Origin of the sequence: Streptomyces sp. NPDC092369 (assembly GCF_044755245.1) — a bacterium.
GTDB lineage: Bacteria > Actinomycetota > Actinomycetes > Streptomycetales > Streptomycetaceae > Streptomyces.
The window spans coordinates 187,049-200,133 of sequence record NZ_JBIVQP010000004.1; the positions used below are offsets into that span (position 1 = coordinate 187,049).

The 13,085-nt window shown below is 71.9% G+C and carries 14 protein-coding genes; 4 read left to right on the forward strand and 10 right to left on the reverse strand.

Features of this window, described 5'->3' with window-relative positions:
• Positions 1-7 precede the first annotated feature (7 nt).
• Positions 8-742, forward strand: coding sequence for a Type 1 glutamine amidotransferase-like domain-containing protein (locus ACIQI8_RS24640; protein ID WP_402354545.1), 735 nt, complete (start codon positions 8-10; stop codon positions 740-742).
• 92 nt (positions 743-834) lie between these two features.
• Positions 835-1,236: an SseB family protein gene (locus tag ACIQI8_RS24645; protein ID WP_402354547.1), complete on the forward strand. Its 402-nt coding sequence runs from the start codon at positions 835-837 to the stop codon at positions 1,234-1,236.
• 288 nt (positions 1,237-1,524) lie between these two features.
• On the opposite strand, the gene ACIQI8_RS24650 is transcribed toward ACIQI8_RS24645, so the two are convergent.
• The 10 genes from ACIQI8_RS24650 to ACIQI8_RS24695 all read right to left on the reverse strand — a co-directional run bounded on the left by ACIQI8_RS24650 (position 1,525) and on the right by ACIQI8_RS24695 (position 11,365).
• Positions 1,525-2,508, reverse strand: coding sequence for an AraC family transcriptional regulator (locus ACIQI8_RS24650; protein WP_402354549.1), 984 nt, complete (start codon positions 2,506-2,508; stop codon positions 1,525-1,527).
• Positions 2,509-2,577: 69 nt separating this feature from the next.
• Positions 2,578-3,954: an FAD-binding oxidoreductase gene (locus tag ACIQI8_RS24655; protein WP_402354551.1), complete on the reverse strand. Its 1,377-nt coding sequence runs from the start codon at positions 3,952-3,954 to the stop codon at positions 2,578-2,580.
• On the reverse strand, positions 3,951-5,072 hold the full coding sequence (locus ACIQI8_RS24660) for an acyl-CoA dehydrogenase family protein (protein ID WP_402354553.1): 1,122 nt from the start codon (positions 5,070-5,072) through the stop codon (positions 3,951-3,953). Before ACIQI8_RS24660 ends, ACIQI8_RS24655 begins: the two co-directional genes overlap by 4 nt.
• A complete protein-coding gene (locus tag ACIQI8_RS24665) occupies positions 5,069-6,076 on the reverse strand; it encodes an ABC transporter substrate-binding protein (protein WP_402354555.1) in 1,008 nt (335 codons plus the stop codon). The genes ACIQI8_RS24660 and ACIQI8_RS24665 overlap by 4 nt, the downstream gene beginning before the upstream one ends.
• A 46-nt stretch (positions 6,077-6,122) precedes the next feature.
• Positions 6,123-7,223: an LLM class flavin-dependent oxidoreductase gene (locus ACIQI8_RS24670; RefSeq protein WP_402354557.1), complete on the reverse strand. Its 1,101-nt coding sequence runs from the start codon at positions 7,221-7,223 to the stop codon at positions 6,123-6,125.
• Between the two features lie 24 nt (positions 7,224-7,247).
• Positions 7,248-8,213: an ABC transporter substrate-binding protein gene (locus ACIQI8_RS24675; RefSeq protein WP_402354559.1), complete on the reverse strand. Its 966-nt coding sequence runs from the start codon at positions 8,211-8,213 to the stop codon at positions 7,248-7,250.
• Positions 8,210-8,926, reverse strand: a complete 717-nt coding sequence (locus ACIQI8_RS24680; protein WP_402354561.1) for an ABC transporter ATP-binding protein — start codon at positions 8,924-8,926, stop codon at positions 8,210-8,212. The genes ACIQI8_RS24675 and ACIQI8_RS24680 overlap by 4 nt, the downstream gene beginning before the upstream one ends.
• Before the next feature lie 2 nt (positions 8,927-8,928).
• A complete protein-coding gene (locus ACIQI8_RS24685; protein ID WP_402354563.1) occupies positions 8,929-9,807 on the reverse strand; it encodes an ABC transporter permease in 879 nt (292 codons plus the stop codon).
• 14 nt (positions 9,808-9,821) lie between these two features.
• On the reverse strand, positions 9,822-10,664 hold the full coding sequence (locus ACIQI8_RS24690; RefSeq protein WP_402354565.1) for a sulfurtransferase: 843 nt from the start codon (positions 10,662-10,664) through the stop codon (positions 9,822-9,824).
• Positions 10,661-11,365 carry an alpha/beta hydrolase gene (locus tag ACIQI8_RS24695; RefSeq protein WP_402354567.1) on the reverse strand — a complete coding sequence of 235 codons (705 nt, stop codon included), beginning with the start codon at positions 11,363-11,365 and terminating at the stop codon, positions 10,661-10,663. Before ACIQI8_RS24695 ends, ACIQI8_RS24690 begins: the two co-directional genes overlap by 4 nt.
• A gap of 362 nt (positions 11,366-11,727) precedes the next feature.
• Here ACIQI8_RS24695 and ACIQI8_RS24700 point away from each other — a divergent pair, with 362 nt between their 5' ends.
• Together ACIQI8_RS24700 and ACIQI8_RS24705 are read left to right on the forward strand one after the other, a co-directional pair.
• On the forward strand, positions 11,728-12,582 hold the full coding sequence (locus ACIQI8_RS24700) for a LysR family transcriptional regulator (protein WP_402354569.1): 855 nt from the start codon (positions 11,728-11,730) through the stop codon (positions 12,580-12,582).
• An 88-nt stretch (positions 12,583-12,670) separates the two neighbouring features.
• The gene (locus tag ACIQI8_RS24705) at positions 12,671-13,084 is read left to right on the forward strand and encodes a nitroreductase family deazaflavin-dependent oxidoreductase (protein ID WP_402354571.1); all 414 of its coding nucleotides are present in this window, start codon (positions 12,671-12,673) and stop codon (positions 13,082-13,084) included.
• The last annotated feature ends 1 nt before the right edge of the window (position 13,085 follow it).

Here is a 13,085-nt window from a genome sequence, read left to right on the forward strand (position 1 = left end):
CGCTTCCGTGGCGACCGTTGTCCCGCACCGCATCGCCCTGCTCGGCGGGGGCTTCACGCTCGACGAGGACGGACTGCTGGACGACTGGCTGCTCGGGCATGCCCGCGCTCCGCACCCCAAAGTGTGCTTCCTGCCCACCGCGAGCGGAGACTCCCCCGGCTACTCGGAGCGCTTCCTCCACGTCTTCCGGACCCGCCACGACTGCGAACCGTCGGTACTGCCTTTGTTCGCGAGGAAGTTGGACGACGAGGCGCTGCGCACCTTCGTGCTCTCCCAGGACGTCGTGTACGTGGGCGGTGGCAACACGGCGAACATGCTCGCGGTGTGGCGTGTGCACGGCGTGGACCGGCTGCTGCGCGAGGCCTACGACCGAGGCACCCTGCTGTGCGGAATGAGTGCCGGTGCCAACTGCTGGGCCGAGGCCTCCCACACCGACTCCTTCGGTCCCCTCGCCCCGCTGACGGACGGGCTCGGCCTGCTCCAGGGCTCGCTCTGCCCCCACTACGACAGCGAACCGGGCCGTCGCCCCTCGTACCGAGCGGCCGTCGCCGACCAGGTGCTGCCCGCCGGGTGGGCCCTCGATGACGGGACGGGCGCCCTGTTCACGGACGGTCGTCCCACGGAGACGGTGACCCGGGTGGGAAGCGCGCGTCTGTATCGGGTGGAGCCGGACGGGCGGGGAGGCGTGCGGGAGGGCGCGTTGGAGTGTCGTCCGCTCGACCGAGGGGCCTGGGGGGATTGAGCCGGTTGCGGTCGGGTACGCGTCCAGGACCGTGCCCCGGGCGATCTTGTCCCGGGCAGGCCGTTCGAACGCCCGCTATCAGGGGATCTGCCATGGAGACACCCGCACACGACCACGCCGAGACACCCGCCCGCAGGGCGCTGGACGCGCTGTCCGTCAACACCGAGGACACGGCGGCGCTGGCCGCGCTCGCGAGCAGTGAGGTGCTCGTGCCGGTGCCCGACGACGCGCAGCAGGAGGAGGCCGCCGATCCGGCGGCCGTGGCGCTGCCCGTGCTGGAGCAGCCCGACGGAGCTCCGGTGGTGCCGGTGTTCACCTCGGAAGGGGAGCTGGCCGAGCTGCTGCCGTTCGTCTCGCGCTACCGACTGGTACCGCTGGCCGCACTCGCCTCGCAGTGGCCCGCCGAGGAACTCGCGCTCAGCATCGACGCCGGCTCCGCGCACCCGCTGACGCTCACCTCCGAGGGCGTACGGACCCTGCTGGCCCGGCCCTAGGGACTGCCGTTCGGGCCCGGCCACCGATTCGGAGGGGGAGCGGCCGGGCCCTTGGGACGGACGCGGGCAGTCTCCCGCCCCCGCGCCCCGGCTCTCGCGCACAGCGGGGATGAACCGCGCCGACACCGTTCATCCAGCCTCCGCCACGGTCGCCGTACGGACAATATGCGGCCGCTGCGGCGCGGTCGCTCCGGAAAACGCGGGGCTTGTCCGTCCTGCGCGGGTTTCGTGTCCTCGTACGCGCAGGACAGCCTCAGACGGTCCACGGCGGGCGCGGGGCGGCCGCCCTCACATGGTCCGCAGGGTCTGCGACGGCGGTTCCCCGAAGCGGCGCCGGTAGCGCTGGGCGAAGCGGCCCAGGTGGGTGAACCCCCACCGATAGGCGACCTCCGCGACGGTGGCCGTACCCGGCGCGGAGACCCGTAACTGGTCGTGCACGCGCTGCAGGCGCACCTCCGTGACGTAGGCCATGGGGGACATGCCCACGTGTTTGCGGAAGGCGTCCTGGAGGGTCCGCAGGCCGACCTGGGCGATCGCCGCGAGCCCGGCCGCGTCGTAGGGCTCGGCGGGCAGTTCCTGTACGACGTCCATCACCCGTCTGACCGACGCGGGCCGCATCGGCGGCGGGTACGCGAGGTGATCGCGGTGGTCGTGGTCCGCGGCCAGCAACAGGCCTTCCAGCAGCGTCTGTTCGAAGCGGCCCCGGATCAGCGGGTTGGACAACAGGCCCTGGGCGACGTCCGCTTCGAGCAGGGTCCATCGGGCTAGCGCTGCCCAACTGCGGGCGGGCCCCCGCGTGACGTCGAGGGCGGGCGCGAACTTCGGCGGGCGCCGCAGCGAAGTGCCCAGCAGGGTCTCCAGAGTGCTGTGCAGGGCGAGTTTGTCGACCTTCACGGTGAGCGCGTCGCAGTCGTTCGACCAGGTGTCCATCCGTATGTGGTGCTCCGGGTCGAAGAAGAGGGCGCGTCGGGATGTGGCGTACCCGAAGTCCTCGCTGCCCTGCCGCACGCTGCACACGCCTTCCAGCGGCACGATCACGTGGTAGCAGCCCGGTTCGCCGAAGCCGAACCGCATCTCCGTGCCGAAGGTGATCCGGCCTACGGTGAGCGCGCCGAGGTCGGCCACCTCGAAGCGGTTGGAGAAATCGGCGCGTTCGCCCATCACCACGAGCCGCGCGTCGTAGTAGTGGGTCGCGATGGAGTCGTGCGTCTCCTCCACGGAGCGCGTCTCGTACCTGCTGAACTCCGCCGCCCGGTGCGCTGTCTCGGTCAACCTGCACTCTCCCCGGTGCCCTCCGACACGTCTCCGATGAGCATGGCACCAAGGGCGGCCGGATATGCCTCACAGGCTCTTGCCGGGGTTGAGGATCCCGCGCGGATCGAACACCTCCTTCAGCCGTCGCTGCAACGCGTGGGCGGCGGGCCCGAGTTCGTCGGCGACCCACTGCCGCTTCAGTACGCCCACCCCGTGCTCGCCGGTGAGCGTGCCGCCGAGTCGCAGGGCCAGCGCGAAGATCTCGCCCGCCGCCTCCCAGGCGGCGTCGGGCAGCCGGTCGAGAGACGGGTCGACCACGATGATCGGGTGCAGGTTGCCGTCCGCCGCGTGCGCGATGGTGAAGACGGGCACGCCGTGCCGGGCGGAGATGTCCCGGATCTCCCGGGCCGCCTCGGCGAGCCGGGACCGTGGCACCGCGATGTCCTCGATCAGCGGCCGGCCCAGCCGCTCAAGCGCGGGCAGCGCGAGCCGCCGGGCGGCCAGCAGCCGCTCGGCCTCGACCGGATCCTCCGTCGCCTCGACCGTCGAGGCCAGCGGTGCCAGGACCCGCTCGACGACCGCCGCCTCGATGGCTGCCCCGGCCCCGTCGCACTGCACCAGCAGAAGTGCCGCGCCCCGCGCCCGCAACGCCGGGTCGATCGCCTCCAGGACCGGCCCGTCGACCAGTTCGGCCAGCGCGGGCACCACCCCGGCCCGCGCGATCGCGTACGAGGCCTCGGCCGCCGCCTCGAAGGAGTCGAACCAGGCGGCGAGCGTCGCCGTCGCCACCGGCACCGGACGCAGCCGCAGGGTCGCCGAGGTGATCACGGCGAGGGTGCCCTCCGAGCCGGTGAGCAGCGCGGTGAGGTCGTAGCCGGTGACGCCCTTGACCGTACGGCGGCCGGTCGTGATCACCGTGCCGTCGGCGAGGACCGCCTCCAGACCCAGCACGCTGTCCCGGGTCACCCCGTACTTCGCGCAGCGCAGCCCGCCCGCGTTGGTGGCGATGTTCCCGCCGATCGTGGAGATCGCCGCGCTCGCCGGGTCCGGCGCGTACCGCAGCCCGTGCGTGCCCGCCGCCCGGTCCAACTCGGCCGTGATCACGCCCGGTTCGACGACGGCGAGCTGGTCGTCGGCCGACAGCTCGCGGATCCGGTTCATCCGGGACAGGTCCAGGACGAGCGCGCCCTCGCCGGCCGTCGCGCCGCCCGACAGCCCTGTACCCGCGCCGCGCGGCACCACCGGAACGCCGAGCGCGTGCGCGTGCCGCAGGGTGACGGTGACGTCCTCGGTCCGCTCCGCGTGCACCACGGCGAGCGGTTCGCCGTGCGGCCGGGTGCCGGAGCGGTCGGTGGCGTGCGCGGCCAGCACGACCGGGTCGGTGGTCAGCCGGTCGGGCGGCAGATCGCGGGCGAGCAGGCCCAGGAACTGCGCGGACACGGTCGTTTCCGGTGCTGCTGTCACGGGTTGAGTGCCTTCGTTCCGATCGCGAGCAGGGAGATGTCCTCCTGGGGCGCGTGCACGGGCGCGCACTGGATGTCACGGAAGTGCCGCTCCAGGGGGTTGCCGCGGGCAAGGCCCGGATTGCCGAGCAGCCGCACGGCCAGTTCCACGGCCCGCACTCCGTGCCGGTCGGCCAACACGCGTGCGCCGAGTGCCTGTTCAGGGGTGTACGAGGTGTCCTCGGCGTCGAGCCTCGCGGCCCCGCCGAACACCAACTGCTCGGCGCCGGCCAGCAGCACCTCGATCTCACCGGCGGTCCGGCGGAAGCGTTCCGTACGGGCCACCGGATGACCGAGGTTGGCGGGCACGCGCTCGTGGGCGAAGGTGTGGAAGAACGCCTGCGCGGCCCGGGCGACGCCCAAGTAGAGCGCCGCGAGCGGGAGATGGAGAGCCGCGCCCGCGCGGTTGTCCTGCTCGGCGGCCGGTCCGTGCGGGCCGATCCCGATCACGTGCTCGTAGGGGACCCGCACCTCCCGGAACGTCACGTCATGGCTGCCGCTGGCCCGCAACCCCAACTGGTCCCAGCGGCCGGTGACCTCGATGCCGGGAGAGCCGCCGGGCACCAGGAAGGTGCCCACGCGCGGCTCCGACTCGTCGGTGGTCGCCCACACCAGGAACCAGTCCAGACCCTCGGCGCCGGTCACGAAGCGTTTCGTCCCGCTCAGCGACCAGCCGTCGGGGGTGCGCCGAGCAAGGGTCGCGGGGAGTCCGCCGCGCGCGGGGGAGCCCAACTCGGGCTCCACGCGTGCGTGATTGATGAGGACGGGCCGCTCGAAGGACTCCTTGACCAGGCGCGCGTACACCTCGTCCGGCCAGTGCGGCTGCACGGCCTGCCGGGCATGCGTGTTGAGGGTCATCGCCGCGATCAGGGCGACGGACGGGTCGCCCCGGCCGAGCGTGTGCAGGATGCGCGCGCTCTCCTCGACCCGGGCGCCCTTCCCGCCGTACCGCTCCCCTATGGTCGCGGTCAGCAGCCCCGCCTCGTGGGCGATCCGGAGCGACTGGGCGGGGAACGCGCCCGACCGGTCGTGTCCGGCGGCCAGTTCGGCGATGCGGTCGATCGTGGTCCGGTCGCTCACAGGGCCTTCTTCAGGTCGGTGTTGAGCTGCGTGGTCCAGAACGACTTCACGTCCAGGTGCTCCTTGAGCGCGCCGAGTTCGGTGAAGGCGTCGGCCACCTTCTGCTGGGAGGCGATCGTGTCGTCGCCGACCGTCCGGGCCTGGGTCGGACGCTGCCTCTGCGCGGCGAGCAGATCCGACTTGGCCTGGGTCAGGGGCTGGTGGGTGGCCTCGGCGGTGACCTTCGCGAAGCCGTCCTCGTGGCCGTCGCGGACGTAGGCGTACGCCTTGGTGACCCGGGCGATGAGATCGGCCGCGGCGGCCCGCTGTGCCGGGCTCTTCAGGACGTTGTCGCGGGCCGACCAGAGGAAGTTGCCGGACAGGATGTCCGCGCCGGAACCGATCGTGCGGGCGCCCTGCTGGTGGGCCGTGATGATCGACGTGCCGTACGAGGCGAAGGCGTCGATGCTGCCGCCGTTCAGGGCCGCGAGGCCGTCGTTGGGGAGCAGCGGCTTGGCGTCGATGTCGGACCACTTCAGGCCGGCCTGCTTGAGCAGCTCGTACAGGAAGTAGTGGGCGGTGGTGTTCTGGACGTAGCCGACCTTCTTGCCCTTCAGGCCGGCGATGTCGGTCACCTTCGAGCCCTTGGGGACGACGACCTCCTGGTTGAGGGTGGCACCGCGCTGGACGGCGACGACCTTGAAGTTGGGCCTGCCGTCGGCGGCCGAGAAGATCGGCGGGATCTCGCTGGAGGAGGCGAGGTCCAGGGCTCCGGCGCGCATCGCCTGGAGCTGCTGGTCGCCGCCCTGGAACAGGCTCCACTTGACCTTGTACGGGGTGTCGTCGAGATGGGCGTACTTGAGGATCGCCTCGTCGACCTTCCAGCCGGTGTCGCCGACCTTGAGGGTGACGGAGGAGATGTCGGACGAGGACTTGGCCTCGGCGGCGCCGCCGCAGGCGGCCGCGAAGGGCACCAGCAGGGCGAGCGCGGCGGCGGACGTGCGCAGGGAACGGCGGAACAACACGGAGTCTCCATGAGGGTGTCCTGGAACGGGAGTTGGGGTGGGTGGTTCAGGCGGCCCGGGACGCGGCGGCGCGGTGGGCGAGCTCCTGCCGGACCAGCGGCAGGACGTGCCGGCCGTAGTCGATCGCGTCGTTGAGCGGGTCGTAGCCGCGGATCGACAGCAGGTCGCAGCCGATGTCGACGTAGTCGAGCAGCGCCTGGGCGACGGTCTCGGGGGTGCCGACCAGCGCGGTCGAGGCGCCGGCGGCGTTGGTGGCGACCGCCGGGGCGGTCCACAGGCAGCGGTCGTGCACTTCGCCGCGCTCGGCGATGTCGAGCAGCCGCTGGGAGCCGACGTTGGCCGGGCGGCCGGTCGTGCGGTAGTGACGCAGCAACTCGGTGTTCCTCGCCTGGTCCTTGAGCACACCGAGCGTGCGGTGCGCCTTCTCCCAGGCCAGTTCCTCGGTGGGCGCGATGATCGGCCGGAACGACACCCAGATGCGGGGGTGCGGGCGCCCGGCGGCCTCCGCGACCGCGTTGACGGAGGCGATCTGCTCCGCCGTCTCCTTGAGCGGCTCGCCCCACAGCCCGAAGATGTCGCCCTGCTGACCGCCCACCCGGTAGGCGTCCTGGGAGGAGCCGCCGACCGAGATCGGGACCAGCCCGTTCACCGGCTTCACGTCCGAGTAGTAGCCCTCGAACTTGAAGTACCTGCCCTCGTGCGAGACGGGTCCCTCGGCCTGCCACACCTTCCGCAGGATCTGGATGTACTCGTCCGAACGCTCGTACCGCTCCGCCTTGTTGAGATAGTCGCCCTCCCGGTGCTGCTCCTCGTCGCTGCCGCCGGAGATGATGTGCAGCGTCAGCCGGCCGTCGCTGATCTGGTCCAGCGTGGCCAAAGCGCGGGCCGCGTGCGTCGGGAAGATCACGCCGGGGCGGTGGGCGAGAATCGGGCGGACGCGCTCGGTGTGAGTGGCGACGTACTGGGCGACCTGGAAGGCGTCCGGCGAGGCCGAGTGGTAGGCGACAAGAGTGTGGTCGAAGCCGCCGTCGTCCAGGGCGCGGGCGTACTTGCGCAGGTGGTCGCGGTCGAAGCCGGTCCGGCTGGAGGCCGCCGGGCCCGAGGCTCCGGAGTCGGTGTGGACGGCGCTGATGAACTCGACAGGCATGAACGAACTCCTAACGCGTGAAGGTCACTTGAGCAGGGAGGTGTCGGCCGACTTCGCCACGTCGACGTTCGGGTCCAGGACGCCGATGCCGTTCATGAGGTCGGCCACGCCCTGCACGGTCGTGTCGATGTCCGGGGTGATCGGCAGGACCTGGCTGTACGCGGCCGAGGCGAGGGTCTTCGCCACGGAGGCGTCGGCGCCGTTGCGTTCCTCGATGGCCTTGGCGTAGGCGTCCTGGTGGGTGCTGGTCCACTTCAGGGCCGTGCCGAGCCGCCCCAGGAAGTCGCCGAGTGCGGCCTTCTTCTTCGCGTCGCCGAGGGCCTTCTCGGAGGCGTTGATGAAGCCGATGCCGCTGACCCTGCCGTCCGCGCCGTCGATGAGCAGCTTGCCGCCCTGCTCCAGACCGACGGCCTGGTAGACGCCGAAGGTCGCCCAGATCTTGACCTTCCCGGAGGCGAACGCGGCCTGCGCGTCGGTCGGCAGCAGGTACTGCACCTTGACGTCCTTGTAGCTCAGGCCGTTCTGCTTGAGCACGTTGGCCAGCAGATACTCGGAGATGCTGCCCTTGGCCGAGGACACCACGACCTTCTGGCCCTTGAGGTCCTTGACGCTGTCGATGCCGGAGTCCTTGCGGACGACGATGCCGACGTGCGTGCCGTCGTTCTTGAGGGCGGCGACGTTCTTGACCTTCACCCCGCCGCTCAGCGCCTGGAGCGCCGGCAGGTCCGCGGAGTACCCGGTGTCGGCGGCGCCCGCCTGCACGGCCTGGTAGAGCGGGGCCGCGCCCTCGAACTCGGCCCACTTCACCTTGTATCCGGCGCCCTTGAGGGCGTCCGAGGCGGCGACGATCGTCTGCAGGGTCTTGGCCTGGTCGCCGATGGTCAGGGTGACCTGCTTGGAGGAGGCGTCCGCCGAGGAGTCCGCGCCGCAGGCGGTCAGCGCCAGCAGGGCGGTGAAGCTCGTCGCGGCGATGGCGAGTCTGCGTGTCACGAGGGGGTTCCTTCCAGGGTGTGGGTCACGCCGAGCCAGTTCAGGAGGCGGGCGCGCAGGGTCACGAACTCGGGGGCGGTCAGATCGCGCGGGCGGGGCAGATCGACGGTCACCTCGTGGGCGATCCGGCCCTCGTCCATCACCAGCACGCGGTCGGCGAGCAGCAGCGCCTCCTCCACGTCATGGGTGACCAGGAGGATCGCGCAGCCGTGCAACCGCCACAGCTCGGCGACCAGTTGCTGCACCTTGCCGCGCGTCAGGGCGTCCAGGGCACCGAACGGCTCGTCCAGGAGCAGCAGTTCCGGCTCGCGCACCAAGGCCCGGGCGAGCGAGACTCGCTGCGCCTGACCGCCGGAGAGGGTCTTGGGCCACACGGTGGCGCGCTCCGCGATGCCGACCTCGTCGAGGGCCTTGAGCGCGAGGTCCCGGTCGGGCCGCCCCGGCAGCCCGAGGACGACGTTGCGCCACACCTTCAACCAGGGCAGCAGGCGCGGCGACTGGAAGGCGGCGCTGCGGCGGGCCGGCACGGTCACCTCGCCGCCGATCTCGTCGTCGAGCCCGGCGAGGATCCGCAGCAGCGTCGACTTGCCGCAGCCGCTGTGCCCGAGCAGGGCCACGAACTCGCCCTCACGGATGTCCAGATCGAGCTCGTGCAGGACGGTGTTGCCGTCGAAGGCTCGCGAAAGCCCACGTATTTCGACGGAGTTGGCCATGTCTACGCCTCACCCTCGAAGTTGGCCCGCCAGGTCAGCAGACGCCGCGACAGGATCCGGACGGCGAAGTCGCACGCGAGGCCGAGCAGCGCGTACACGACCAGGCACAGCACGATGACGTCCGTGCGGAAGTACTGCTGGGCGTTGCTCATCAGATAGCCGAGTCCCGCGTCCGCGTTGATCTGCTCGGCGAAGACCAGCGCCAGCCAGGCGGTGGACAGGGCGTACCGCAGGCCCACCAGGGCACCGGGCAGCGCGCTCGGCAGGATGACGTACTTGATCAGTCCGAGCCGGCCCAGGCCCATCATCCGTGCCGCCTCGACGAGTTGGGAGTCGGTGGAGCGGATGCCGCCGTAGATGTTGAAGTACAGCGGGTACGTCACACCGAGGGCGACCAGCGCGATCTTCGGCGTCTCCTCGATGCCGAACCAGACGATGAACAGCGGGATCAGACCCACCCAGGGGATCGCCCGGAACATGCCCATCGATGAGTCGATGACGTCCTCGCCGAGCCGGAACAGCCCGGCCAGCAGGGACAGGCCGAGCGCCACGGTCGCGCCGATCAGGAAGCCGATGGCGGCCCGGCGGCCCGACGCGGCGATGGCGCTGGGCAGTTCGCCGTTCTTCGTCAGCTCGACGGCCTGGCGTACGACGTCGACGGGTGAGGCCAGGACGGACTCGGGGAGCACTCCGGTGGCCGAGGTCAGGAACCACAGGAGGATCAGGCCCACGGGTCCCGCGGCCCGGCGCACCGAGCGGGGAACGCTGAAGCGGCGGCTGGTCTTGGTGGTGCCTCGGATGGTGACGCGGGTGGCGGGCGAGGGGGCTTCCGGGCGGTCCTGGTCGGGCAGGACTCCCACGTCCAGCGGTTTCGTCGTCATGGCGGGGTTTCTCCTCAGTCCGGCAGCGGGCCGGTGGCGGCCGGGCGGGCGGGATCGGTGGACCAGGCTGACCAGGAGCCGGGGAAGAGGACCGCCTCGAAGCCGGCGATCTCCAGTGCGGCGATCTGATGGGCGGCGGTCACGCCGGAGCCGCAGTAGACGCCGATCCGGTCGGCCGTCCCGGCACCCCGCTTCTCGAACCGCTCGCGCAGTGCCTCGGCCGGCAGGAAGGTCCCGTCGGCCGCCAGGTTCTCGCCCGTGGGAGCCGAGACGGCGCCCGGGATGTGGCCCGCGCGCGGATCCACCGGCTCCACCTCGCCGCGGTACCGCTCGGCGGCCCGCGCGTCCAACAGCAGCCCGGTCGCGGCGAGTTCGGCGGCACCGTCGGCGTCGGTGGTCGGCAGGCCGCCCGCCCGCAGGACGACGTTCCCGGGTGCCGGATCGGTGGGGATCCCCGACTCCAGCGGCAGCCCGGCAGAGCGCCAGGCGCCCAATGCCCCGTCAAGAAGTGTGACGTCCCCGACGCCCGCGTACCGCAGCAGCCACCAGGCGCGCGCCGCGGCCGTGTTGCCCAGGTCGTCGTGCACGACGACGGATTGCCCCTGCCGCAGACCCCAACGCCGGGCCGCCGCCTGCAGCTCCGCGAGGTCCGGCAACGGATGCCGACCGCCCTCCGGGGTGGCAGGCGCGGCCAGTTCGCGGTCGAGGTCGACGTAGACCGCGCCCGGGATGTGGGCGTCGGCGTAGTGGTCGCGGCCGTGCGGATCGCCCAGCGCCCAGCGGACGTCGAGCACGACCGGCGGAGTGTCGGAGGCCAGCAGGTCGCGGAGTTCGGTGACGGTGGTCGTGACGCTCATGCCTGGTCCTCCGCGATCGCGGGCAGTTCGGGGGAGAGCCGCAGTCGCTCAAGGAAGAGCACGACGGTGGCGGCCGAGGTGCGGTGCAGGGCGTCGTTGAGGACGTCGTGCCGACCGTTGTTGAAGGTCACCGCGTGGATGCCGGGGTGACCCGCGTACGCGTTCAGCGCCTCCTCGACCGGGCTCACCTCGTCGTCCTTGCCGTGCAGGGCGAGGACCGGGACCCGCACGAGGTCCAGCCGGAGCTCGGGCAGGTCCGGGGTCACGGCCAGGGCTCCGCGCCGGAAGTCCGGGTCGTTGGTGAGTCGGCCCTGATGCGTGGGGCAGGCGGTCCGGGCGGCCACCTCCTCCTCCCAACTCCCCTTATTCCAGGGCGTGGTGGGCAGGCCGACCAGGATCAGCGCGTCCAGGCCCGGGACGCGCTCGGCGGCGAGGTGGGCCGCGTGGCGGGCGCCGGTGTCCGAACCGACGAGCACCTTGGGGCCCGGCAGCGACTCGTCGGCCAGCAGCTTCGCGGCCTCGTCGAGCACGGACGGATCGTCGGTCGGGTCGCCGAGGGCGCGTACCCGGTAGGCGTCGAAGGCGAGCCGACGCCCGAACCGCTCGCACACACCGCCGTGTTCACCCCGACCCGCGAGCACGATCAACGTGCCGCGCGCGGCGAGGCCTTCGGGTTCGTCCCAGGAGAAGGATGCGGACATGAGGGGGCAACTCCCGTTGCATTCGGGGGCAGAGGGGCGTGGGCGGAGCAGCGGGCCGGCGGACAGGGAGTGAAGAGGGCACGCGGAAGCGGCTGTCACGTGTCAGCGAGGGCGGACGCCCGTGTACGCGGAAGTGATCAGCTCGAACGGTGGCGGGCCACCGAAGGGAAGGTCAGCGACAGAGCGCGCTGCACGCCACGCCGAAGTCAATGACTCGGCGCTGCGTCAGAAGGGCAGCGGAAGCGGTCGCGGTCAACATGTGCTCATCATGACCGGACATGACCGATCGCGTCCAACGATGATTCCGCATCGAAACCGATCAGGAATCGCGATCGATCACCGAGAGCGGTTACTGTCGCGGCATGTCCCCACCTGTCCTCGACATCGTGGCCCTGCGCAGCCTGACCGCGATCGCCGACTGCGGCGGCTTCCACCGGGCCGCCCGGACGCTCGCCCTCAGCCAGTCCGCGGTCAGTCAGCACGTGCGCAGACTGGAGAAGGCGCTGGGCAGCCCGGTCGTCGAGCGCGACGGCCGCGGCACCCGGTTCACGCCCGAGGGGCGACGGCTGCTGGAACAGGCCCGGCGGATCCTCGCGGTGCACGACGAAGCCGTACGCACCCTGCTCGGTTCGGAGGGGGACACGGTCACCGTCGGAACCACCGAGCACGCGGCCGACCAGTTCCTGCCCCGGCTGACCGCCGCCGTCCAGGAGGTGCGGCCCGGCTGCCGGGTGCGGTTCCGCATCGACCGGTCCGCCCGGCTGGTGGAGGCCGTGGAGCGGGGGAGCGTGGATGTCGCGGTGTACGTCACCGAGGCCGCCGCGACCGAGGGCACCCGGGTCGGCGGGCTGCCGCTCGGCTGGCACGCCGTCCCCGGCTGGGCGCCGCCGCCGACGCCCGCGCCCGTGCCGCTGGTCGCCATCGAGGACCCGTGCGCGATCCGCCGCCGGGCCATCGCCACCCTCGCCGCACACGGTGTGCCCGCTACGGTCGTCGGCGACGCGGGATATCTCGCGGGCGTCCTCGACATCGCCCGCACTGGTGAGGGCGTGGCGCTGCTGGCCGCCGTGGGGCCCGCCCCCGACGGACTCACCCTGTACGAGGGCCTCCCGGCCGTCACACCCATTCCGATGAGCGCCCTGGCCCGCCCCGGTGCGGACCCGGCGACGACGGAGGCGGCCTTCGCGGCCGTACGGGATCTGCTGCGTCCGGAGTGACGTCCGCGGTGACCGGGATCTGCTGAACCGCCCGTTCACGGAGGAGGATCGTCCTCGGGACCCTGCACATCATGCGAAGGGGAGACCGATGACGGACCGTACGTATCTCAAGCCGCCCTGGATGCAGCGGCACGTGGGCAACCGGCTGGCGCCGCTGTTCGGGCGCTCGATGGTGTCCAAGCTGTCGGTGCGCGGGCGCAGGAGCGGGCGCCGGCTGACGGTGCCGGTCGCCGTGCTGGAGCACGAGGGGGAGCGCTACCTCGTGTCGTACCGGGGCCTCAGCGACTGGGCACTGAATCTGCGGGCCGCGCCCGAGTGCCGGGTGACCTCCCGGGGTCGTACCGAGGAGTTTGTCGCCGAGGAGGTGCCGGAGGCGGAGCGGCCGCCGCTGCTGGTGGCCTACCGGGAGACGTACGGCAGCATGCCGACCGTCTCCCAGGTCCTCACGGCGCTGCCCGACCCGGCGGACCATCCGGTGTTCCGGCTGCGGGCGCGGACCTGAC